This window comes from Arthrobacter sp. MP_M4, assembly GCF_035984855.1.
Lineage (GTDB): Bacteria > Actinomycetota > Actinomycetes > Actinomycetales > Micrococcaceae > Arthrobacter.
The window spans coordinates 31,530-52,994 of sequence record NZ_JAXCHX010000012.1; the positions used below are offsets into that span (position 1 = coordinate 31,530).

A 21,465-nucleotide genomic window follows, 5' to 3' on the forward strand; every position below is an offset into this window, starting at 1 on the left:
CGGAAAAAATTGACCAGGCGGCCCGCACCGGACGGGCCCAGCTTTCGACCCGCACACGACGACTACGCAAAACAAGGACACCCATGAGCGGCCACGGCGCACCACAGATTGACCTCAGCACCTTCAAGCCCGAAGAGACCTCCCAGCTAAGCCTGGCCATCGTGGCCGCAAGCTGGCACACCCAGATCATGGACGGGCTCCTGGACGGTGCACTGCGCGCGGCCAAAGATGCCGGCATCACCGAACCGACAGTCCTCCGGGTTCCCGGTACCTTTGAACTCCCCGTCGCGGCCGCCCGGCTGGCGCCGCACTTCGACGCCGTTGTGGCGCTCGGTGTCGTGATCCGCGGCGGAACCCCGCACTTCGAGTACGTCTGCGAGGCGGCCACGCTCGGCCTCACCGAGGTCTCCGTCCGCACCGGCGTCCCCGTCGGCTTCGGCGTCCTGACCTGCGACACCGAGCAGCAGGGCATTGACCGTGCCGGCCTGCCGGGCTCCACTGAGGACAAGGGCCATGAGGCGGTTACGGCCGCCCTGGCCACTGCCGTGACGCTGAAGCAGTTCCGTTAGGCCCGTGGACAACGGTCCCGCAGGGAAGGCCCGCAGGGAGGGCCCAGCCGTGCTCCGCGCAGCGCCCGGCAGGGGCCCTTCCTGTGTGATCGATCACATCGTTGCCGTCGCGGAACGCTCCGGCAGGCGCCCGCCGCCTGCGAGCAAGTAGGCTGGAGGGCGTGAAGAATTTCGAATCGCTGTTCGCAGAACTGAGTGAGAAGGCAGCCGTCCGTCCGGAGGGTTCCCGCACCGTCGCCGAACTGGATTCCGGAGTCCACGGCATCGGCAAGAAAGTCGTGGAGGAAGCAGCCGAGGTCTGGATGGCTGCCGAGTACGAATCCGATGAAGCCACCGCCGAAGAAATATCGCAGCTGCTTTATCACCTGCAGGTTCTGATGCTCGCCAAAGGACTCAGCCTGGAAGACGTCTACAAGCATCTCTAGCCACGTCCCCGCCGGAATCCATCAGGGCCCTGCCCCGACACCCGGCGACCGCGTGGCCCGCTTTGGCCTGTACTGATACTTCCCGGACGGACTGTTTGTGAACGGTCTGCGTCCCGACCAAGAAAGTCCTCCCATGCTGAGAGTTGCCGTCCCGAACAAGGGATCCCTGTCCGAAGCCGCTTCCGCCATGCTCGCCGAGGCGGGCTACCGCCAGCGCCGCGATACCCGCGAGCTGGTCATGGTGGACCCGGACAACGATATTGAATTCTTCTTCCTCCGCCCCCGCGACATTGCCGTCTACGTCGGCCAGGGAACGCTCGACGTCGGCATCACCGGCCGCGACCTGCTCCTCGACGCCGAGGTACATGCCGAGGAGCTGCTCCCGCTGGGGTTCGCCGCATCCACCTTCCGCTTCGCCGGCCCGGTAGGCGACTTCACCGCCGTCGAACAGCTCGACGGCAAGCGCCTCGCCACGAGCTACGACGGGCTCCTCCGCGGCTACCTGGCAGAACGCGGCATCCAGGCCACAGTGGTCCGGCTCGACGGCGCCGTCGAATCCTCGGTTCGCCTCGGCGTCGCGGATGCGATCGCCGACGTCGTCGAGACCGGGAACACCCTCAAAGCCGCCGGCATGGAAATCTTCGGCCAGCCCATCCTGCACTCCGAAGCTGTCCTGATCGGCCGCACGGGTGAGCAGAACCCGGCAGCGGACGTCCTGATCCGCCGGTTGCAGGGCGTCCTGGTGGCGCGGCAGTACGTGATGATGGACTACGACATCCGCAAGGAACTCGTCGAAGCCGCGGCAGCCCTCACGCCCGGCCTGGAATCGCCCACCGTGTCGCCGCTGCGCGACTCGGACTGGGTGGCCGTCCGGTCGATGGTGCCGAAAAAGCAGACCAACCGGATCATGGACGAACTGTACGACCTCGGCGCCCGCGCCATCCTGGTCAGCACCATCCACGCCTGCCGCATCTGACCGGCATAAGAGTTCCTTTCGTACGCGAATCCCAGGAGAAGTCATGGCTGTAGCCGTCCGCGTTATCCCGTGCCTGGACGTTGATGCCGGCCGTGTGGTCAAGGGCATCAACTTCGAAGGTCTCCGCGACGCCGGTGACCCCGTCGAACTGGCACACCGCTACGACAACGGCGGTGCCGATGAGTTGACCTTCCTCGATGTCACGGCCTCCTCGGGCAACCGTGAAACCACTTTCGACGTCGTCCGGCGCACGGCAGAGGAAGTTTTCATTCCGCTGACCGTTGGCGGCGGTGTCCGTGGCGTGGCGGAGGTGGACAGACTCCTGCGCTACGGCGCCGACAAGGCCGCGATCAACACAGCCGCCGTCGCCCGACCCGGGGTGATCGATGAGATCACCCGGCACTTCGGGTCTCAGGTCCTCGTGTTGTCCTTGGATGCGCGGCGCACGCGCCCGGGGTCCCAGCCCACCCCTTCCGGCTTCGAGGTCACGACGCACGGCGGACGCCAGGGCACCGGAATCGATGCTCTTGCGTGGGCCCGTGAGGCTGCTGACCGCGGCGTAGGCGAGATCCTGCTGAACTCAATTGACGCGGACGGTACCAAAGACGGCTTCGACCTGGAACTGATCCGCCTGGCGAGGACCGCCGTCAAGGTTCCCCTCATCGCCTCCGGAGGCGCCGGTAAACCGGAGCACTTCCCGCCCGCGGTCGCGGCCGGGGCTGACGCGGTGCTTGCCGCTTCCGTCTTCCACTTCGGCCCGCTGGACATGATTGCCCAGGTCAAGGCCGCGATCCGGAACGCCGGCTTCGAAGTCCGCTAGGATTTCGGCACCACCCGCTCAAACCAACGCGGGGTCACGAACAGCCCATCCCGAAGGGGATCATCGGCGGTACGTGATCCCGCGTTGTGGTGTTGTGGGGAGTGGGGCTTAGAGCCCGACTTCGGCGGACTGCAGGAGCGCGACGGCGTCCGGCTGGCCCTCGAAGGTCACCAGCGCGTGGCGGGTGCGGCCGTGGGCGTGCATGAGCAGTTCGCAGGGTTCGCCGACAATGGCCACGGACACCGGAGCGCGCTTGGCCACGTGCCGGGGGCCGGACGGGCGGACCAGTACGATCCCGAGGTCCACGCCGCGGTACAGGATGGCCGCGCGCTTGACGAGTTCGTCCCACAGGGCGTCCGAATACTCTTCGTCCAGGGCACGGGGCGCCCAGCGGTCCGCGGCCCGCCGTACGTCCTCGGTGTGCACAAAGTATTCAATCAGGTTGGCGCTTTCGTCCACGGCTTTGATCTTCAGGGGAGAGAAGGCGGACGGGCCGGCGCGGAAGGAATTCACCAGCTTGTTGTACTGCTCCGGCGTCTCCAGCGTGGCCGCCAGTTCCGCCGTGGCGTGGTCGGACGCTTTGGCGAGGCGTTTGATCAGCAGGCCGAGTCCGACGGCGGCTTTTCGTTCGCGCAGGTACAGGTGCGCGGCCAGGTCCCTGGTACGCCAGCCTTTGCAGAGCGTGGGGGAGTCAGGGCCGGCCGCAAGCAGGGTTTCGGCCAAAAATTCTCGGGAGGGATCGACGAAATGCATCACTTGTGAAACTAGCACGAGACGGCCGCGCGTGTGCACCTGAACCGCCGTCGTTCCGGCCCTCCCGGGACCGGCCTCCGACACCTTGCCACTGACGTGCGGCGGGCCGCCGGCGTTCTGGGCGGCGCCCGGCGTCGAGGCACTAGACTTGAGCTGATGTCTGAGCAGCCTGCACCCGCCCCGAACCACGGACTTCCCGCCGACGGAACCGCCGTCACTGGAAACCCCGTCAGCACCGCCGCGCCCGGAAGCCCCCTCCCAGAGGGACTGGCCGCGGCCCTCAAACGGGACAGTGCAGGCCTGGTCGCTGCGATCGTGCAACAGTTCGACACCGGCGAAGTTCTCATGCTGGGCTGGATGGACGACGAGGCACTGCAGCGGACCATGACCAGCGGGCGGGTCACTTTCTATTCCCGCTCCCGCCAGGAGTACTGGCGTAAGGGCGACACCTCCGGCCACGTGCAGTGGGTCAAATCCCTCGCCATGGACTGCGACGGCGACGCCCTGCTGGTCCGCGTAGACCAGGTCGGCGCGGCCTGCCACACCGGGACCCGGACGTGCTTTGACGGAAGAGGGCTCGACGTCGTTACCGGCTCCGCCGGCTGACCGGGACCAGACGGTCCGTTGACGGCGGTTCCCAGCGGCCTGCCGTTGCCCGGCGGCCCCGCCGGGCTAAGGCCGCCAGGGAAACCCCAGCAAATCAACCTTCAGCACCACTGAAAGATAAGGCGGGAACCATAGCCATGCAGGACCTAGGAATCATTAGCCCTGGCCTGGAAGAGTTCCGAAAACTCGCAGCCCACAGCCGCGTCATCCCCGTCCGGTTGAAGGTGCTGGCTGATGCCGAAACCCCGATTGGGCTGTACCGCAAACTCGCCCAGGGCCAGCCGGGCACGTTCCTGATGGAATCCGCCGCGGTTGGCGGTTCCTGGTCGCGGTACTCGTTCATCGGCGCCCGTTCGCGGGCCACCCTTACCACCAAGGACGGCCAGGCGCACTGGCTGGGCCAACCGCCCGTCGGCGTACCGCACGGCGGCAGCCCCGTGGACGCCATCCGCGACACCATTGAGGCCCTCCGCACCGACCGATTTGAGGACTTGCCGCCCTTCACCTCCGGTCTGGTGGGCTTCCTCGGGTGGGAGACGGTGCGTCACTGGGAGAAACTGACCAGCCCGCCCGAGGACGATCTCGAGCTCCCCGAAATGGCACTGAACCTCGTCACCGACATGGCCGTCCACGACAACATGGACGGCACCGTGCTGCTGATCGCCAATGCGATCAACTTCGACAACAGCTCCGAACGCGTCGACGAGGCCTGGCACGACGCCGTCGCCCGGGTCAAGGCCCTGCTGGAGCAGGTCAGCACGCCGGTCAAGCATCCCGTCTCGGTCCTGGATTCCGCCGCCCTGGACTTCGCGTCCAGCGTGCAGGAACGCTGGAAAGAGACCGACTACCTCGCCGCCCTGGACCGCGGCAAGGAAGCAATCGTCGACGGCGAAGTCTTCCAGGTGGTCATTTCCCGACGCTTCGAAATGGACTGCGGCGCCGATCCGCTGGATGTCTACCGGGTGCTCCGGAACACCAATCCCAGCCCCTACATGTACATCTTCAGACTCGAGGATCCCGCCGGCCGGCAGTACTCGATCGTCGGATCGTCCCCGGAGGCGCTGGTGACCGTGACCGGCCAGGACGTCATCACGCACCCCATCGCCGGATCCCGGCCGCGGGGCAAGAGCGTTGAAGCGGATAAAGCCCTGGCCGAGGAACTCCTCGCCGACGAAAAGGAACGCGCCGAACACCTGATGCTGGTGGATCTTTCCCGCAACGATCTGTCCAAGGTCTGCGTGGCTGGGTCTGTCGACGTCACCCAGTTCATGGAAGTCGAGCGGTTCAGCCACATCATGCACCTGGTGTCCACCGTGGTGGGAAAACTGTCCCCCAGCGCCACGGCCTATGACGTGCTGAAGGCGACCTTTCCGGCCGGAACGCTGTCCGGTGCCCCGAAGCCCCGGGCCCTGCGGCTACTGGATGAACTTGAGCCGCACCGCCGCGGGATCTACGGGGGAGTGGTGGGCTACCTCGACTTCGCCGGCGACATGGACATGGCCATTGCCATCCGCTCGGCCCTGCTGCGGGACGGCCGTGCCTACGTCCAAGCCGGCGGTGGCATTGTGGCCGACTCCGTCAACGCCACCGAGGCTTTGGAGACGGTCAACAAGGCAGCCGCGCCGATGCGGGCGGTCCATACGGCGCAGTCGCTGCGCAACAGCACGGCAACGTCGATTTCCGACGCCGGGACCCCGGCATGAGCGGCACCACGGTCAAGAGCGCCAGCCCGGTTGTTCCGCGCTGGGCGCGCAAATCCACCCTGGTCCTCGCCATCGCCGCCCTGGCGCTTGCCGTCTTTGGCACCACGACGCAGACCTGGCTCACCGTCCACCTTGATCCGGCGCAGCTCGGCCAGGCGGTCAGCAGTCAGGACGGCTTGCCCGTCCAGGGCAGCAAGGCCGCCACCACGGTGACGGCGCTGGCCCTGGTGGCGCTGGCCGGCGGACTGGCGGCCTCGATTGCCGGCAGGATCGCGCGCTGGATCATCACCGCGCTCATCCTGCTGGCCGCCGCCGGCATCGTCGGCGCGGCCGCCGTCGTCATCGCCGATCCGGTGGCAGCAGCCCAGGGTTCCATTGCGGCTGCCACGGGAATCACCGGCAGCGACGTGCAGGTGGACGTGACAGCATTCCCGGCCCTCGCTGTCGCCGCTGGCTCGCTGCTGGGCCTGAGCGCCCTGCTGGTCATCCCGGCAGGCCGGCACTGGAAGTCGCGCACCAAATATGACACCGCAGCGGCGGGCAGTGCCGCCGGGGGGTCCGGCGAGCCGGCCGGACCGCAGGACGAGATCGACAGCTGGGACCGGTTGTCCCGCGGAGACGATCCCACCTGAGCCGATGCCACGGGCGCGATCGTCACCACGTCGGGGACGGTGCCAGCAACCCGGCGAACAACACTGCCAATAAATGGCAGAATGTAAGCAGTATTCACCCAGAGGAGATTCCAATGAGCAATGCCCCTGTTTCCGCACCCAAGCCCGCTGCCGGCACCGGTTACTCGTACGATGACGTGGACCACAGCGAACCGACCGGCCACGGCAACAGCCCGGCAGCCTGGACCACCGTCTTCGTCATGCTCGGCGGCGCCCTCATCATGTCCATCGCCTTCGTCATCGCCAACACCCCGATCTTCATTGCCGGCGGAGTCGTGATGGTAATCGGACTGATTCTCGGTTTCGTCATGCGCAGGGCCGGCTACGGTGTGGGCGGCAGCAAGCTGAAGAACTCCGGCCACTAGGGGTGAGCGTTCTCGATGACATCAATGCCGGTGTCAGGGAGGATATGGAGGCCCGCCGGCGCCTCGTGACGCTCGCAGAGTTGAAGGAGCACGCGGCGGCGGCGCCGCCCGCACGTGACGCCTGGACCGCACTTGGCGGCGCTCCGGCGACGCGCGGGCAGTTGAAAGTGATAGCCGAAATCAAGCGCCGGAGCCCCTCCAAGGGTCACCTTGCGGGCATCGCTGACCCCGCCTCCCTCGCCGTGCAGTACGCCGACGGCGGCGCTGCCGCGATCAGCGTACTGACCGAACAGCGCCGATTCAATGGTTCGCTCGCCGATTTCGACGCCGTCCGGGCAGCCGTGGACCTTCCGCTGCTGCGCAAGGACTTCATGATCGATGAGTACCAGATCTGGGAAGCCCGGGCGCACGGAGCCGACCTGATCCTGCTGATCGTCGCCTCGCTGGCCGACGCGCAGTTGCGCGAATTCACCGCCCTCAGCCGCGAGCTTGGCATGAACGTGCTGGTCGAGACGCACACGGCAGAAGAAGTCGAACGTGCTGTTGCGGCGGACGCCCGGATCATCGGCGTCAACGTGCGCAACCTCAAGACCCTCGAGGTCGACCGGTCCGTGTTCGCCGACCTCGCCGGCGGCATTCCCGCCGGCGCTCTCGTCATCGCGGAATCGGGCGTTCGCGGCGTCGACGATGTACGGCACTTCGCCGCGAACGGCGCCAACGCCGTCCTCGTCGGCGAGGCGCTGGTCAGTGACGCGACCCCGCGGGAGCGGATCGCCGAATTTATGGCCGCAGGAGCAGAAGAAATCGCCGCACGCTTGTGAGTGTGCCTCCGGCCGGGCAACACCTGGCCGGCCGGCAATACCTCCGTGCAGCACCCAGATGTACTAACAGTGGAACAGGATGGTGAGACTGATGGTCGATGCGCCAGCAGCCGGCTCAGACGAAAGCACCGTGGACGCGTTCCTGCAGGGCGCACAATCCCTGCGGCATGCCCCCGGACCCTACTTCGGCCCCTTTGGCGGCCGATGGATGCCGGAGTCACTCATCGCGGCCCTGGATGAGCTGGAAGAGACCTTCGAGAAAGCCAAAGCCGATCCCGGGTTCACCGCACAGATCGCGGAGCTGAACAAGAACTACTCCGGCCGTCCCTCGCTGCTGACGGAGGCCAAGCGTTTCGCCGAACATGCCGGCGGCGTCCGGATCTTCCTCAAGCGCGAGGACCTGAACCACACCGGCTCGCACAAGATCAACAACGTGCTCGGGCAGGCACTCCTGGCCAAGCGCATGGGCAAGACCCGAGTCATCGCCGAGACCGGCGCAGGGCAGCACGGCGTCGCCAGCGCCACCGCCGCCGCCCTCATGGGCCTCGAATGCGTCGTCTACATGGGCGCCGAAGACTGCCGCCGGCAGGCCCTCAACGTGGCCCGGATGGAGCTGCTCGGGGCCACCGTCATTCCGGTGACCAACGGTTCCCAGACCCTCAAGGACGCCATCAACGAGGCGCTGCGGGACTGGGTGGCCAACGTGGACAACACGCACTACCTGCTGGGCACCGTTGCCGGGGCGCACCCGTTCCCGGCCATGGTCCGGTACTTCCATGAGGTCATCGGCGAGGAGGCCCGCGCCCAGATCCTGGAGCAGACCGGCCGCCTGCCCGACGCCGTGTGTGCTTGCATCGGCGGGGGCTCCAACGCAATTGGCCTCTTCCACGGTTTCCTGGATGATCCGTCGGTCAAGATCTACGGATTCGAAGCCGGCGGCGACGGCGTCGAAACCGGCCGCCATGCGGCCACCATCACGCTCGGCAAGCCAGGTGTGCTGCACGGCGCCCGTTCCTATCTGATGCAGGACGACGACGGCCAAACCATCGAATCGCACTCCATTTCGGCGGGCCTGGACTACCCCGGTGTCGGGCCGGAGCACTCTTACCTCGCGGACATTGGACGCGTGAGCTACGAACCGATCACGGACAGTGAGGCTATGGACGCCTTCCGCCTGCTCTGCCGCACCGAGGGAATTATCCCGGCCATCGAATCCGCTCACGCCCTGGCCGGAGCCATCAAGGTCGGTCAGCGGCTTGCCGCCGAGACCGGCGACGCTTCCGGAAAAATCGTCCTGGTGAACCTCTCCGGCCGCGGCGATAAGGACGTGGCCACCGCCGCTGAATGGTTCGACCTGCTGGACAAGGATTCACCCGAGCACGAGATCGCCAAAGAGGGGGAGCAGCTGTGAACCACGTCGTTCCAAGCACGCCCGGTGCCAGCAAGGCAGCCGCGGCCATCGATCGCGCCAAAGCCCAGGGCCGGGCTGCCCTCATCGGTTACCTGCCCGCAGGCTACCCCAGTGTCGAGGACACCATCGCGGCCGGCATTGCCCTCGCGGAAAACGGTGCCGACCTGATCGAAATCGGCATACCGTACTCCGACCCGGTGATGGACGGCCCCGTCATCCAGGCCGCCACGACGGAAGCTCTCGCCTCGGGCTTCCACGTCAAGCAGGTTTTCGATGTCGTCCGTGGCATCACCAGCCAGACCGACGCCGCCGTGCTCGTGATGACGTACTGGAACCCTGTCGTCCGCATGGGCGTGGATGAATTCTCCCGCCAGCTGGCCGACGCCGGGGGAGCCGGACTCATCACCCCGGATCTGATCCCCGATGAGGCCTCCGAATGGATGGCAGCCTCGGACAAGTACAGTCTGGACCGGGTGTTCCTGGTGGCGCCGTCATCCTCGCCTGCGCGGATGAAGCGCACCGTTGAGGCGAGCCGCGGTTTTGTCTACGCCGTCTCGATCATGGGCGTCACTGGCGCCCGCACCACAGTGAGCTCCGCCGCCAAGGACGTGGTGTCCGCGGCGCACGCCGCCGGCGCCGAACGCGTCTGCGTGGGGCTGGGCGTGTCCAATGCGGCCCAGGTCCGTGAGATCGCCGCTTACGCCGACGGCGTGATCGTCGGCACTGCGCTGGTCGTGGCCCTCGGCGACGGCGGCGTGGACGCGGTGGCGTCCCTGACGAAAGACCTCAGTACCGGACTTACCAGGGAAGAAGCTTAAAGCACATGCAGTCAGTCCTCCACGCGGCATCAATGATCCCCGCGAGCATTCCGAGCCCGGATTGGTCCGGATTCGACATTCCGCTGCCATGGGGGTCACTGCGTATCCATGCCTACGCTCTCTGCATCCTGCTCGGCATCATCGTTGGACTCTGGCTCACCTCCGTCCGCTGGGCCAGGCGGGGAGCCCCGGAGGGCAGCGTCTGGGACATTGCTATCTGGGCCATCCCGTTCGGCATCATCGGCGGCCGGCTCTATCACGTGGTGTCTTCCCCGGACGCCTACTTCGGCCCCGGCTTCGACGGCACCGGCGACCTGTCCCTGATCCCGCAGCTCCAACGCGGCGGTCTGGGAATCTGGGGCGCCGTGCTGTTGGGCGCCGTGGGCGCGTGGATCGGTTGCCGGCGGGCCGGGGTGAAGCTTAGCGCCTTCCTCGACGCTGCGGCGCCCGGCCTGCTGCTGGCCCAGGCGCTTGGCCGCTGGGGCAACTATTTTAACCAGGAACTTTTCGGCGGCCCCACCACGCTTCCCTGGGGTCTGCAGGTCGACGCCGACAACCCGAATTTCCCGGCTGGCATGGCCGCGGACACGCCGTTCCACCCGACCTTTCTCTACGAATCCCTCTGGAACCTCGCCGGCGTCGGGATCCTGCTGCTTCTGGACCGCAAATTCCGTTTCCGGCGGGCCCGGCTTTTCTGCCTGTACGCGGTCTACTACACGCTGGGCCGGGTATGGATCGAAGCGATGCGGATCGATGACGCAGAGCAGATCAACCTCTTCGGCATCACCACCCGGCTGAACGTGTGGACCAGCATCTTCGTCCTGCTGGGCGCGCTGGCCGCGTTCATCATCCTGGGCCTGCGCAAGCGCGTGGAACCTGACACCGTCTTCCTCCCGGGCCGCGAACCCGCGGAGACGGAACTGGCCCCGGCCGATGACGATGTCCGCCATTCGGATTCTGCTGTCTCAGATAGTGAATCGCGTGGTAATCTCCCTGATAACCAAAGCGGTCCAGGCCACGTTTCCGCCCCAGCTGAAACGTCAAAGGAATCCACGGGCGGGACCCTTCCCGTCACGGGAGCACCGATGGCCGGAACACCCGGCCGTCAGGCCACCGGGACCGCGCCGGACGCTGAGGGCAACCACTAGCCAGCCCCGGCAAAACGGGCCGCGGAGCCACCCCTTCCAGAGCCAGATTCCACAGCGTCGTGGCAGCAGGGACCGGCAGTAGGCAGCAGACATTGGCTGCCCTGTGCAAACCCGGGCCGGTAGCCGCGTAACTGTTAGGGCAGGAAGCGGCGCTGACCTACAATTCGAGTAAGAAAACACTTTGTTGTGCCCGTCACACCGGCGCACCGATGCGGGCCAACGTTGTCCCTCCCATACGCACGATCAGGAGGAAGGACGTCTCCCATGACCCAAACCCTGCACAGCCCCAGTTGGTCCGAGCCCCAGCCGGCCGCCACGTCACCGTTCAAGCGATTCGCGGCGCTGCCCGAAGCGGCCGGGCTCTACAACCCGGAGCAGGAAAAGGACGCCTGCGGCCTGGCCATCATCGCCACCTTGCGGGGTGAGCCCGGCTACGACATCGTCGACGCCGCCCTGACCGCCCTGCGCAACCTGGAACACCGCGGCGCCGTGGGCGCCGACGAAGGCACCGGCGACGGCGCCGGCCTGCTCATGCAGGTACCGGACGAGTTCTTCCGGGCCATCACCGACTTCGAGCTCCCTGCTCCCGGCCAGTACGTGGTGGGCACGGCCTTCCTCCCGGCCGAACAGCGCGAGTCCGACGCCGCCAAGGCCGGGATCGAAAGCCTTGCCGCGGACGAAGGCATGACCGTCCTCGGCTGGCGTGAAGTGCCGATCGTCGCCGACCTGGTCGGGGCCATGGCGCGGGCCTGCATGCCCTACTTCTCCCAGCCGTTCTTCGCGTCCAGCACCGGGGAAGTCCTGGAGCGCAACGAACTCGACTCACGCGCCTGGCGGATCCGGAAACGGGCGCAAAACAAGTACGGGGTCTACTTCCCGTCGCTGTCCTCCCGGACCATTGTCTACAAGGGCATGCTCACCACCGCCCAGCTCGAACCGTTTTACCCGGACCTCTCCGACAAGCGCTTCAAAACCAAACTCGCGATCGTCCACTCGCGCTTCTCCACCAACACCTTCCCGTCCTGGCCGCTGGCCCAGCCCTTCCGGACCATCGCGCACAACGGCGAGATCAACACGGTCAAGGGAAACCGCAACTGGATGCGTGCCCGCCAGTCGCAGCTGGCCAATCCGCTGCTCGGGGATTCACCCGAGGAGCTCTACCCGATCTGCACCCCGGGCGCCTCCGACTCGGCCTCCTTCGACGAGGTAGCCGAGCTGCTCTGGCTGTCCGGCCGGCCCATCACCCACTCGATCATGATGATGATTCCCGAGGCCTGGGAGAACCACGCCACGATGGACCCGGCACGGCGGGCGTTCTACGAGTACCACTCGATGCTGATGGAGCCGTGGGACGGCCCAGCGGCCGTTTCCTTCACCGACGGCAACCTCGTCGGCGCCACCCTCGACCGCAATGGCCTGCGCCCTGGCCGCTACTGGATCACCGAGGACGGCCTCGTCATCTTCGCCTCCGAGGTCGGCGTGATCGACGTCGAGCCCTCCAAGGTGGTCAAGAAGGGCAGGGTCTCACCCGGCAAGATGTTCCTGGTGGACACCGACGCCGGCAGGATCATCAGCGACGCCGAGGTCAAAGCGGAGGTCGCGGCGGCAAACCCGTGGGCCGACTGGGTCAAGGAAAACCTGATCGACCTCAAGAACCTGCCCGAACGCGAGCACGTGCTGCATACCGCGGCCTCGGTCAACATCCGCCAGCGCACCTTTGGCTACACCACCGAGGAACTGAAGATCCTGCTGGGCCCCATGGCCCGGACCGGCGCTGAGCCGCTCGGCGCCATGGGGTCGGACACTCCCGTGGCCGTGCTGTCCAAGAGGCCGCGGCTGTTGTTCGATTACTTCGTGCAGTCCTTCGCGCAGGTCACCAACCCGCCGCTGGACGCCATCCGCGAGGAACTCGTCACATCGCTGACCTGTGCCATCGGGCCCAACGGCAATCTCCTGGACACCAAGCAGGTCCGCAAGCCACAGGTTGCCCTGCCGTTCCCGGTGATCAACAACGACCAGCTCGCCAAGATCGCCAACATCGAGACCGCCGATGGCGACAGGGTCGCTATGAAGGTGCGCGGGCTGTACCGCCCCGAAGGCGGCGAGAATGCGCTGCGCGCCCGGCTGACCGAGATCTGCGAGCAGGTCTCCGGTGCCATCAACCGCGGCGTCCAGTACGTCGTCCTGTCGGACCGCGACTCCAACGCCCAGTGGGCCCCGATCCCATCCTTGTTGCTGGTCAGCGCCGTGCACCATCACCTGCTGCGCAGCGCCAACCGCACCAAGACCGCCCTCGTGGTCGAGGCCGGTGACGTCCGGGAGACGCACCACGTGGCGGTGCTGATCGGTTACGGCGCGTCCGCCGTGAACCCGTACCTGGCGATGGAATCGGTGGAACAATTGATCTCCACCGGCGACGTCACCGGAGTCACCACCCAGGACGGCGTCTACAACCTCATCAAGGGCCTGGGCAAGGGCGTCCTGAAAATCATGTCCAAGATGGGCATCTCCACCGTGGCCTCCTACACCGGAGCCCAAACGTTCGAGGCCCTCGGCCTCGGCCAGGACCTGGTGGACGAGTACTTCTCCGGGACGCACTCCCAGCTGGGCGGAGTAGGCCTGGACGTCATCGCCGCGGAGGTCGCGGCACGCCACCGGATGGCGTATCCCGAGAACGGCATCGAGCAACCCCACCAGGCCCTGATGGGCGGCGGCGAGTACCAGTGGCGCCGCGACGGCGAACCGCACCTGTTCAATCCGGAAACCGTGTTCCGGTTGCAGCACGCCACCCGTGAGCGCCGGTACGACATCTTCAAGGCCTACACCCGCGGCGTGGACGACCAGTCCCAGAACCTGATGACCCTGCGTGGTCTGCTGAAATTCAAGGACGGCCTGCTCCCGGCAATTCCGCTCGAGGACGTGGAACCCGTCTCCAGCATCGTCAAGCGGTTCTCCACCGGCGCCATGAGCTACGGTTCCATCTCGCAGGAAGCCCACGAAACCCTCGCGATCGCCATGAACCGGCTGGGCGGCAAGTCCAACACCGGAGAGGGCGGGGAGGACGTGGACCGGCTGCTGGACCCGACGCGCCGCTCGGCAGTCAAGCAGATCGCCTCCGGCCGTTTCGGGGTGACCAGCCTGTACCTGACCAACGCCGATGACATCCAGATTAAGATGGCGCAGGGCGCCAAGCCCGGCGAAGGCGGCCAGTTGATGGCGCAAAAGGTCTACCCCTGGGTGGCCCGGACCCGGCACTCGACGCCCGGCGTCGGACTCATTTCGCCGCCACCCCACCACGACATCTACTCGATTGAGGACCTCGCGCAACTGATCTACGACGCCAAGCGGGCCAACCCGTCGGCCCGGGTGCACGTCAAGCTGGTGTCCGAGGTGGGCATCGGCACCGTAGCCGCCGGCGTCACCAAGGCCAAGGCGGACGTCGTCCTGGTTTCCGGGCACGACGGCGGCACCGGCGCCTCGCCGCTGAACTCGCTCAAGCACGCCGGGGTCCCGTGGGAGTTGGGCCTCGCCGAGACGCAGCAGACCCTGATGCTCAACGGCCTGCGTGACCGTGTGGTGGTACAGGTGGACGGCCAGCTCAAGACCGGCCGCGACGTCGTGATCGCGGCGCTGCTCGGCGGTGAAGAGTTTGGTTTCGCCACCGCCCCGCTGGTGGTTTCCGGCTGCATCATGATGCGCGTCTGCCACCTGGACACCTGCCCCGTGGGCGTCGCGACGCAGAACCCCGAGTTGCGCTCCCGCTTCAACGGCAAGCCGGAATTCGTGGTGAACTTCTTCGAATTCCTAGCCGAGGAAGTCCGTGAGATCCTGGCCGAGCTCGGCTTCCGCACCATCGAGGAAGCGATCGGCCACGCCGAGATGCTCGACACCCGCGAGGCGATCAACCACTGGAAGGCCGAAGGGCTGGACCTGGACCCGATCCTGCACGGGCTCGAGTTCGACGACGACGCGCCGCTGCGCAACCTCACCGGACAGAACCATGAGCTGGACAAGCACTTCGACCAGCGCCTGATCGCGATGGCCGCAGAAGCTCTCAGCGACCGGGTTCCGGTCAAGATCGCCGTCGACGTCATCAACACGGACCGCTCTGTCGGCACCATGCTCGGCCACGTGGTCACCAAGACCTTCAGCACCGACGTGCTCGCCGCGGACACCATTGACATCACGCTGACCGGCACCGCCGGGCAGTCCCTCGGCGCGTTCCTGCCGGCCGGGATTACCCTGCGGATGTTCGGGGATTCCAACGACTACGTCGGCAAGGGCCTCTCCGGCGGCCGCATCATCGTCCGGCCGGACCGCACCAACGTGTTCCCGGCGGAACGGAACGTCATCGCCGGCAACGTGATCGGTTACGGCGCAACGAGCGGTGAAATGTACCTGCGCGGGCAGGTCGGCGAACGTTTCATGGTCCGTAACTCAGGGGCCACCGCGGTGGTCGAAGGGATCGGCGACCACGGGTGCGAGTATATGACCGGTGGCCAGGCCCTCATCATCGGGCGCACCGGCCGCAACTTCGGTGCCGGCATGTCCGGCGGTACCGCCTACGTCCTGGACCTGAAGAGCGAACGCATCAATAAACAAGCTCTGGAAGCCGGTGAGCTGCAACTGCACGATCTTGATGCCGAGGACCGCGACATTGTTCACGGCCTGCTGCTCAAGCACTCCGAGGAGACTGAATCGCTGCTCGCGGCACGGCTGCTTGAGAATTTTGACGACACCGCAGCGCGCATCACCAAGGTGCTGCCGCGCGATTATGCGGCTGTCCTGCAAACCCGTCTGGACGCCATCGAAGAGGGCCTGGACCCCGATGGCGAAGAAGTTTGGTCTCGAATCCTGGAGGTGACCGGTGGCTGATCCACGCGGATTTCTGAAAGTACGTCAGCGCGAAACCCAGCCCCGCCGTCCCGTTCCGGTGCGCATCATGGACTGGAAGGAGGTCTACGAGGCGCAGGAAAAGGGGGTCCTGAAAGCGCAGGCCGGCCGGTGCATGGATTGCGGTGTGCCGTTCTGCCACCAGGGCTGCCCGCTGGGCAACCTCATTCCGGAATGGAACGACCTCATCTGGCGGGACAAGGGCGAGGAAGCGATGGAGCGGCTGCACGCCACCAACAACTTCCCCGAGTTCACCGGCCGGCTTTGCCCGGCGCCGTGCGAGGCCTCCTGCGTGCTGGGAATCAACCAGCCGGCAGTGACCATCAAGCAGGTCGAAGTCTCGATCGTGGACCAGGCGTTCGAGAACGGCTGGGTCACCCCGCTGCCGCCGGCCCGCCTCAGCGGCAAGACGGTCGCCGTCGTGGGCTCCGGTCCCGCCGGACTGGCCGTCGCACAGCAGCTGACCCGGGTGGGCCACACCGTCGCCGTCTACGAACGCGACGACAAAATCGGTGGCCTGCTGCGGTACGGGATCCCTGACTTCAAGATGGAAAAAGAGCACGTTGACCGCCGCCTGGAGCAGATGAAGTCCGAAGGAACCCGCTTCCGCACCGGCGTCGCCGTCGGCACCGACGTGACCTGGGAGCAGCTCCGCCGCCGTTACGACGCTGTCGTGGTGGCCACCGGCGCCACGGTCCCGCGGGACCTGCCGATCCCGGGGCGCGATTTTCAGGGCGTGCACTTCGCGATGGACTACCTCGTTCCGGCAAACCGTGTGGCGGCGGGGGAGAGCGTCGAGAACCAGATCGACGCCGCGGGCAAGCACGTGGTGATTCTCGGCGGCGGCGACACCGGCGCGGACTGCCTTGGTACCGCACACCGGCACCAGGCCGCGTCCGTCACCACCCTGGCGATCGGCAAGCAGCCCCCGGCGGAGCGCGCCGGCCACCAGCCGTGGCCGACGTTCCCCACGTTGTTCGAGGTTGCCAGCGCCCACGAGGAAGGCGGCGAACGTACGTACCTCGCCTCCACCGTGGAGTTTGTCGGGGAAAACGGCGTGCTGACCGGCGTGAAGGTGGCCGAAACCGAATTCGTGGACGGCAAACGCCTCCCGAAGGCCGGCACCGAACGGGTTATTCCGGCGGACCTGGTCTTCCTGTCCCTGGGCTTCACCGGCCCGGAGCCGGCAGGTATCACCGAGCAGGTCAGTGCCGAGTTCAACGGCCGCGGCAACGTGGCACGAGACGGTTACTACATGACCAACACGGAAGGCATCTTCGTGGCCGGAGACGCCGGCCGCGGCCAGTCGCTCATCGTGTGGGCCATCGCGGAGGGGCGTGCCTGCGCCGCCGCCGTGGACAAGTTCCTGATGGGCAGCACCATCCTGCCGGCGCCCGTGGCCCCGACCGACCGGGCCATGGCCGTTCTGTAAGCGGCAATCGGTTCCGTCCGTACTTCCGCCGTTCACACGGCTACAACTTCATCCACACCATCGACTACTAGGGTAGGTATATGAGACGCGCTAAAATAGTGGCCACGTTCGGACCGGCAATCGCGAGCTTCGAGAACACGCTCGCAGTGCTGGAAGCCGGCGTCGACATGGCCCGCATGAACATGAGCCACGGCGATTACGCCGTACACGACTCCACCTATGAGAACGTCCGCAAGGCGGCCGGCCAACTCGGCAAACCCGTGGCCATCATGGCCGACCTTCAGGGGCCGAAGATCCGCCTCGGCCGGTTCGTCGACGGACCGCACCTGTTGGCGGTGGGGGACACGTTCACCATCACCACCGAGGACGTCCCCGGCACCAAGGACATCTGCTCCACCACGCTTAAGAGCCTCACCGAGGACGTTAACCCCGGCGACGCGCTGCTGATCGACGACGGCAAGGTCGCCCTCCGCGCGATCGACGTCGACGACGTCAAGGTGGTTGCCCAGGTGATCGTCGGAGGGTACGTATCGAACAACAAGGGCATCAACCTGCCCGGTGTTGCCGTGAACGTCCCGGCCCTGAGCGAAAAGGACGAGGACGATCTGCGCTGGGCGATGCGCCGCGGCGTGGACATGGTGGCCCTTTCTTTCGTTCGGGACGCCTCGGACATCAAGCGCGTTCACGAAATCATGGACGAAGAAGGCCGCCGCGTACCGGTCATTGCCAAGATCGAGAAGCCGCAGGCTGTTGAGCAGCTCCCCGAGATCATTGACGCCTTCGACGCCATCATGGTGGCCCGTGGCGACCTCGGCGTGGAACTTCCCCTGGAGGAAGTGCCGATCGTGCAGAAGCGCGCCGTCGAACTGGCCCGCCGCTGGGCCAAGCCCGTCATCGTGGCAACCCAGGTGCTCGAATCCATGATCGACAACCCGCGCCCCACCCGCGCGGAGGCGTCCGACTGCGCCAACGCCGTGCTCGACGGCGCGGACGCTGTCATGCTCTCGGGCGAGACCAGCGTCGGCAAATTCCCGATCGAGACCGTTAAGACCATGGCCCGGATCATCGAATCCACCGAGGTCCACGGCCTGGAGCGCGTCCCGCCGCTGGGCACCAAGCCCAAGACCCGCGGTGGCGCCATCACCCGTGCCGCCGTCGAAATCGCTGATCAGCTGGACGCAAAGTACATCTGTACCTTCACCCAGTCCGGGGATTCCGCACGTCGGTTGTCGCGGTTGCGTCCCACCCGCCCGGTTTTCGCCTTCACCCCGGTGGAGCACGTGTGGAACCAGTTGGCACTGACCTGGGGCATTCAACCGGTCCTGGTCCCGATGGTGGGCCACACCGATGAGATGACCGCCCAGGTTGACCGCAGCCTGCTGAACATGGACCTCGTCGAGGATGGGGACATGGTGGTCATCGCCGCCGGTTCCCCTCCGGGAAAGGCCGGTTCCACGAATATGCTGAAGGTCCACAAGGTGGGCGACCTCGCCGACGCCGGCAGCCACGGCGGTACCGAGTTCACCAAGGACAAGGTGGGCCCCTGGCCGGAAAAGAAGAAGCGGAACAACAAGGCCTAAAGCTTCAGGGTTAAGTTCCTCAGGCCGACAAAAAGGAGGGTCCCCGCCGGTTGCACCGGTGGGGACCCTCCTTTTTGTCTTCGCTGCTGTTGGCGTTGCTGTTGCCGTCTCAGCGCCGGACTAGTTGACCTGGTTGATGATGGTCTCGGCGACCTCGCGCATGCTCAGGCGGCGGTCCATCGAGGTTTTCTGGATCCAGCGGAACGCTTCCGGCTCCGTGAGGCCCATCTTGGTGGTCAGGAGGCTCTTAGCGCGCTCCACGAGCTTCCGGGTGGCGAACTGCTCCTGCAGGTCGGTCACCTCGGCTTCGAGGGCCTTGATCTCCTCGTGGCGGGAGAGCGCAATTTCCAGCGCGGGGATGAGGTCTGCGGGGGTGAACGGTTTGACGACGTAAGCCATGGCACCGGCGTCGCGGGCGCGCTCGACCAGTTCTTTCTGGCTGAACGCGGTGAGCAGGACTACGGGGGCAATCCGGGCTTTGACGATCTTCTCGGCGGCGGAGATGCCGTCCATGACCGGCATCTTGACGTCCATCAGAACCAGGTCCGGCTTGAGTTCCTCCGCGAGCTGCACGGCCTTCTCACCGTTGTCCGCTTCACCGACGACGTCATAGCCTTCGCCCCGCAGGATCTCGATGATGTCGAGCCGGATGAGGGTTTCATCCTCGGCGACAACCACGCGGCGCGCCGGCTTGGACGTGCGGTTTGACTCCGTCTGTTCTGACACGGGAACTCCTTGGAAAGGTACGGCGGGAACTAGACCATCTTAGGTTGTCACCGCTGCTGTACTGGGACCGGATACGTTCGATGCGGCGTCACTGGCGCGATTCTGGAATTCAGCCTATCTGCATGTAGAGTAATTCCGCGCACTGGAAGCGATCGCGTTGCTCACAGCACTGTGGCGGCGGGATAATAACTCCGGTGTCTCCGCGCCCGAGTGGCGGAATGGCAGACGCGCCGCACTCAAAATGCGGTATCGAAAGGTGTGTGGGTTCGAGTCCCACCTCGGGCACAGTGTTTCCGCAGGTCAGTGGCTTTTTGGTGCTTTTTTCGTGTGGACAGTGTCCACACTCTTGGCTCTGATCTGATGTTCCGGGGTGTGTGGGGTCCCGGAAACGGCCTATTCGGTTGTGTGAGGGAGCGGTTGCCTACGGCGGGCCGGGTACCGTCCCGTGGTGTATCTCTTCGGTGTTCATCCTCGTTCGTCCTTTCGTTGGGTTTTCGTATTCACTACTTCATGGTGGCCAGGGCCTCTTACAACATGATTTGCTGGTTGTTCTTTACACTGACCTTGGGTTGGTGGAGGTTGCTGTGGCCGGTGGCTTCTTCCCCCTAGGTTTCACGTTTACCCGTTAGTAGTTCATTGCGTGGGGCGCCCGGGACGGCATGACCTGACCGGTGGCGGGGGAGCGGCGTCGCCAAGGCTGTTGCCCACTTCTGATCTCACGACTGTTCATGGCTGCGTTCCCAAGTCAGTGCATGACCGTCGCCACTACTGGAAGCCAGCTTCACGCAGTCACGGCTGTCGGCTCCGACCACAACAGGACACGGAGAGTAGCCGCGTCGGGACGTCACGCCACCGGCCCGCTCAAGCAATACCTGCGGCCTTTTCCGCATGACGTCGAGTGGACGTCCATGCGGACTGGACATGGGCACGCATTATTGATTCGGCCCATGCAGGGTCGTTTGCTCGGAGGGCATCGATCATTTCGTGGTGGTGTGCCAGGCTGCGGCGAAGTTCCTGGGGGCTGTAGCGGGCGAAGGTCCGCCACACCAAAGGGACGTCCACCATGGAACTGACTAAGGACTGGACCCTCCGGCTGCCTGACGCCGCCAAGATGGCGCTGTGGAAGCGGTTGTTGAGGTCGGTTAGGGCCTCGAAGTCAGGATTTGGTGTGTCGACTGCGGCATCCATCCTGTCGGCCAGGTCCTGGAGCGCAGAAAGGTCGGCCTGTCCACGAGCGGCAGCCTGTGCGCAGGCCCACGGCTCCAGTAAGGAGCGGAGGCCGAAGACCTCCTGCAGGTCTTCGATGGTCCAGTTGTGGACTTGGACGCCACGGTTGGGCTCGTGCGTTACCAGGCCCTCGGTTGCGAGTCTCCGGAGCGCCTCCCGGACGGGCGTCCGGGAGACACCGAGAACGGCGGCCAGTTCGTCCTCCCGGAGCCATTCGCCGCCCGGTCGTTCGCCGGAGAGAATTTGTAGCCGGATGGACTGGTATGCAATGTCGGCCGCGGGTCCGAGGTCGGGGCCGGCCCCTTGGGCGGTCGTCATCTTCCCGCCGCGATGAGGGACTGGGCTTGTCGAGTGAGCATCTATTGATCCTATGCAATCTGGTTTCGCACGGTCATTCAACCCAGCCGCGTTTGTGGTTGCCGCGGCCGTCGTCGTCGATATCGTGTCAACGCGGAGTCAACGCGGCTCAGGCCAGTTGAAGCGTCAGGACAGTTGGGCCGGGAACAACGTTGTGCACTGGG

The 21,465-nt window shown here is 65.8% G+C and carries 18 protein-coding genes and 1 tRNA gene; 16 read left to right on the top strand and 3 right to left on the bottom strand.

The window, feature by feature from the left end; genetic code table 11:
- Window positions 1-83 precede the first annotated feature (83 nt).
- The 4 genes from ribH (at window position 84) to hisF (ending at window position 2,790) form a co-directional block, all read left to right on the top strand.
- The gene (gene ribH / locus RCH15_RS10600; RefSeq protein ID WP_326960626.1) at window positions 84-569 is read left to right on the top strand and encodes a 6,7-dimethyl-8-ribityllumazine synthase; all 486 of its coding nucleotides are present in this window, start codon (window positions 84-86) and stop codon (window positions 567-569) included.
- 161 nt (window positions 570-730) lie between these two features.
- The gene (locus RCH15_RS10605; protein ID WP_326960627.1) at window positions 731-994 is read left to right on the top strand and encodes a phosphoribosyl-ATP diphosphatase; all 264 of its coding nucleotides are present in this window, start codon (window positions 731-733) and stop codon (window positions 992-994) included.
- 133 nt (window positions 995-1,127) lie between these two features.
- Window positions 1,128-1,970, top strand: coding sequence for an ATP phosphoribosyltransferase (hisG, locus tag RCH15_RS10610; protein ID WP_326960628.1), 843 nt, complete (start codon window positions 1,128-1,130; stop codon window positions 1,968-1,970).
- A 43-nt stretch (window positions 1,971-2,013) separates the two neighbouring features.
- The gene (gene hisF / locus RCH15_RS10615; RefSeq protein ID WP_326960629.1) at window positions 2,014-2,790 is read left to right on the top strand and encodes an imidazole glycerol phosphate synthase subunit HisF; all 777 of its coding nucleotides are present in this window, start codon (window positions 2,014-2,016) and stop codon (window positions 2,788-2,790) included.
- A 108-nt stretch (window positions 2,791-2,898) separates the two neighbouring features.
- Here hisF and RCH15_RS10620 read toward each other — a convergent pair whose 3' ends face one another.
- Window positions 2,899-3,543: a TIGR03085 family metal-binding protein gene (locus RCH15_RS10620; protein WP_326960630.1), complete on the bottom strand. Its 645-nt coding sequence runs from the start codon at window positions 3,541-3,543 to the stop codon at window positions 2,899-2,901.
- Between the two features lie 156 nt (window positions 3,544-3,699).
- Here RCH15_RS10620 and hisI point away from each other — a divergent pair, with 156 nt between their 5' ends.
- The 11 genes from hisI (at window position 3,700) to pyk (ending at window position 18,991) form a co-directional block, all read left to right on the top strand.
- Window positions 3,700-4,149, top strand: a complete 450-nt coding sequence (gene hisI / locus RCH15_RS10625) for a phosphoribosyl-AMP cyclohydrolase (protein WP_326960631.1) — start codon at window positions 3,700-3,702, stop codon at window positions 4,147-4,149.
- A 137-nt stretch (window positions 4,150-4,286) separates the two neighbouring features.
- Window positions 4,287-5,852 carry an anthranilate synthase component I gene (locus tag RCH15_RS10630; RefSeq protein WP_326960632.1) on the top strand — a complete coding sequence of 522 codons (1,566 nt, stop codon included), beginning with the start codon at window positions 4,287-4,289 and terminating at the stop codon, window positions 5,850-5,852.
- Complete coding sequence (locus RCH15_RS10635; RefSeq protein WP_326960633.1) at window positions 5,849-6,484, top strand: Trp biosynthesis-associated membrane protein; 636 nt, start codon at window positions 5,849-5,851, stop codon at window positions 6,482-6,484. The genes RCH15_RS10630 and RCH15_RS10635 overlap by 4 nt, the downstream gene beginning before the upstream one ends.
- A 113-nt stretch (window positions 6,485-6,597) precedes the next feature.
- Window positions 6,598-6,888, top strand: coding sequence for an HGxxPAAW family protein (locus tag RCH15_RS10640; protein WP_326960634.1), 291 nt, complete (start codon window positions 6,598-6,600; stop codon window positions 6,886-6,888).
- 2 nt (window positions 6,889-6,890) lie between these two features.
- The gene (gene trpC / locus RCH15_RS10645) at window positions 6,891-7,709 is read left to right on the top strand and encodes an indole-3-glycerol phosphate synthase TrpC (protein ID WP_326960635.1); all 819 of its coding nucleotides are present in this window, start codon (window positions 6,891-6,893) and stop codon (window positions 7,707-7,709) included.
- Between the two features lie 91 nt (window positions 7,710-7,800).
- Window positions 7,801-9,120 carry a tryptophan synthase subunit beta gene (gene trpB, locus RCH15_RS10650; RefSeq protein ID WP_326960636.1) on the top strand — a complete coding sequence of 440 codons (1,320 nt, stop codon included), beginning with the start codon at window positions 7,801-7,803 and terminating at the stop codon, window positions 9,118-9,120.
- Window positions 9,117-9,938 carry a tryptophan synthase subunit alpha gene (gene trpA, locus RCH15_RS10655; RefSeq protein WP_326960637.1) on the top strand — a complete coding sequence of 274 codons (822 nt, stop codon included), beginning with the start codon at window positions 9,117-9,119 and terminating at the stop codon, window positions 9,936-9,938. Before trpB ends, trpA begins: the two co-directional genes overlap by 4 nt.
- A 5-nt stretch (window positions 9,939-9,943) precedes the next feature.
- Window positions 9,944-11,086: a prolipoprotein diacylglyceryl transferase gene (gene lgt / locus RCH15_RS10660; protein WP_326960638.1), complete on the top strand. Its 1,143-nt coding sequence runs from the start codon at window positions 9,944-9,946 to the stop codon at window positions 11,084-11,086.
- Window positions 11,087-11,350: 264 nt separating this feature from the next.
- A complete protein-coding gene (gene gltB, locus RCH15_RS10665; RefSeq protein WP_326960639.1) occupies window positions 11,351-15,961 on the top strand; it encodes a glutamate synthase large subunit in 4,611 nt (1,536 codons plus the stop codon).
- Window positions 15,954-17,411 carry a glutamate synthase subunit beta gene (locus RCH15_RS10670; protein WP_326960640.1) on the top strand — a complete coding sequence of 486 codons (1,458 nt, stop codon included), beginning with the start codon at window positions 15,954-15,956 and terminating at the stop codon, window positions 17,409-17,411. Before gltB ends, RCH15_RS10670 begins: the two co-directional genes overlap by 8 nt.
- 80 nt (window positions 17,412-17,491) lie before the next feature.
- Entirely contained in the window at window positions 17,492-18,991 is a 1,500-nt protein-coding gene (pyk, locus tag RCH15_RS10675) for a pyruvate kinase (RefSeq protein ID WP_326960641.1), read from the top strand.
- A 120-nt stretch (window positions 18,992-19,111) separates the two neighbouring features.
- Here pyk and RCH15_RS10680 read toward each other — a convergent pair whose 3' ends face one another.
- Window positions 19,112-19,717, bottom strand: coding sequence for an ANTAR domain-containing response regulator (locus tag RCH15_RS10680; RefSeq protein WP_326960642.1), 606 nt, complete (start codon window positions 19,715-19,717; stop codon window positions 19,112-19,114).
- Window positions 19,718-19,921: 204 nt separating this feature from the next.
- Here RCH15_RS10680 and RCH15_RS10685 point away from each other — a divergent pair.
- A tRNA-Leu gene (locus RCH15_RS10685) sits at window positions 19,922-20,002 on the top strand.
- Between the two features lie 576 nt (window positions 20,003-20,578).
- On the opposite strand, the gene RCH15_RS10690 is transcribed toward RCH15_RS10685, so the two are convergent.
- Window positions 20,579-21,262, bottom strand: a complete 684-nt coding sequence (locus RCH15_RS10690; protein ID WP_326960643.1) for a GntR family transcriptional regulator — start codon at window positions 21,260-21,262, stop codon at window positions 20,579-20,581.
- Window positions 21,263-21,465 lie beyond the last annotated feature (203 nt).

Bases quoted from the DNA above. Each gene is read 5' to 3' on its own strand.
- ribH (WP_326960626.1), top strand. From the start codon at position 84: ATGAGCGGCCACGGCGCACCACAGATTGACCTCAGCACCTTCAAGCCC.
- hisG (WP_326960628.1), top strand. From the start codon at position 1,128: ATGCTGAGAGTTGCCGTCCCGAACAAGGGATCCCTGTCCGAAGCCGCT.
- hisF (WP_326960629.1), top strand. From the start codon at position 2,014: ATGGCTGTAGCCGTCCGCGTTATCCCGTGCCTGGACGTTGATGCCGGC.
- RCH15_RS10620 (WP_326960630.1), bottom strand. From the start codon at position 3,543: ATGCATTTCGTCGATCCCTCCCGAGAATTTTTGGCCGAAACCCTGCTT.
- hisI (WP_326960631.1), top strand. From the start codon at position 3,700: ATGTCTGAGCAGCCTGCACCCGCCCCGAACCACGGACTTCCCGCCGAC.
- RCH15_RS10630 (WP_326960632.1), top strand. From the start codon at position 4,287: ATGCAGGACCTAGGAATCATTAGCCCTGGCCTGGAAGAGTTCCGAAAA.
- RCH15_RS10635 (WP_326960633.1), top strand. From the start codon at position 5,849: ATGAGCGGCACCACGGTCAAGAGCGCCAGCCCGGTTGTTCCGCGCTGG.
- RCH15_RS10640 (WP_326960634.1), top strand. From the start codon at position 6,598: ATGAGCAATGCCCCTGTTTCCGCACCCAAGCCCGCTGCCGGCACCGGT.
- trpB (WP_326960636.1), top strand. From the start codon at position 7,801: ATGGTCGATGCGCCAGCAGCCGGCTCAGACGAAAGCACCGTGGACGCG.
- lgt (WP_326960638.1), top strand. From the start codon at position 9,944: ATGCAGTCAGTCCTCCACGCGGCATCAATGATCCCCGCGAGCATTCCG.
- gltB (WP_326960639.1), top strand. From the start codon at position 11,351: ATGACCCAAACCCTGCACAGCCCCAGTTGGTCCGAGCCCCAGCCGGCC.
- pyk (WP_326960641.1), top strand. From the start codon at position 17,492: ATGAGACGCGCTAAAATAGTGGCCACGTTCGGACCGGCAATCGCGAGC.
- RCH15_RS10690 (WP_326960643.1), bottom strand. From the start codon at position 21,262: ATGACGACCGCCCAAGGGGCCGGCCCCGACCTCGGACCCGCGGCCGAC.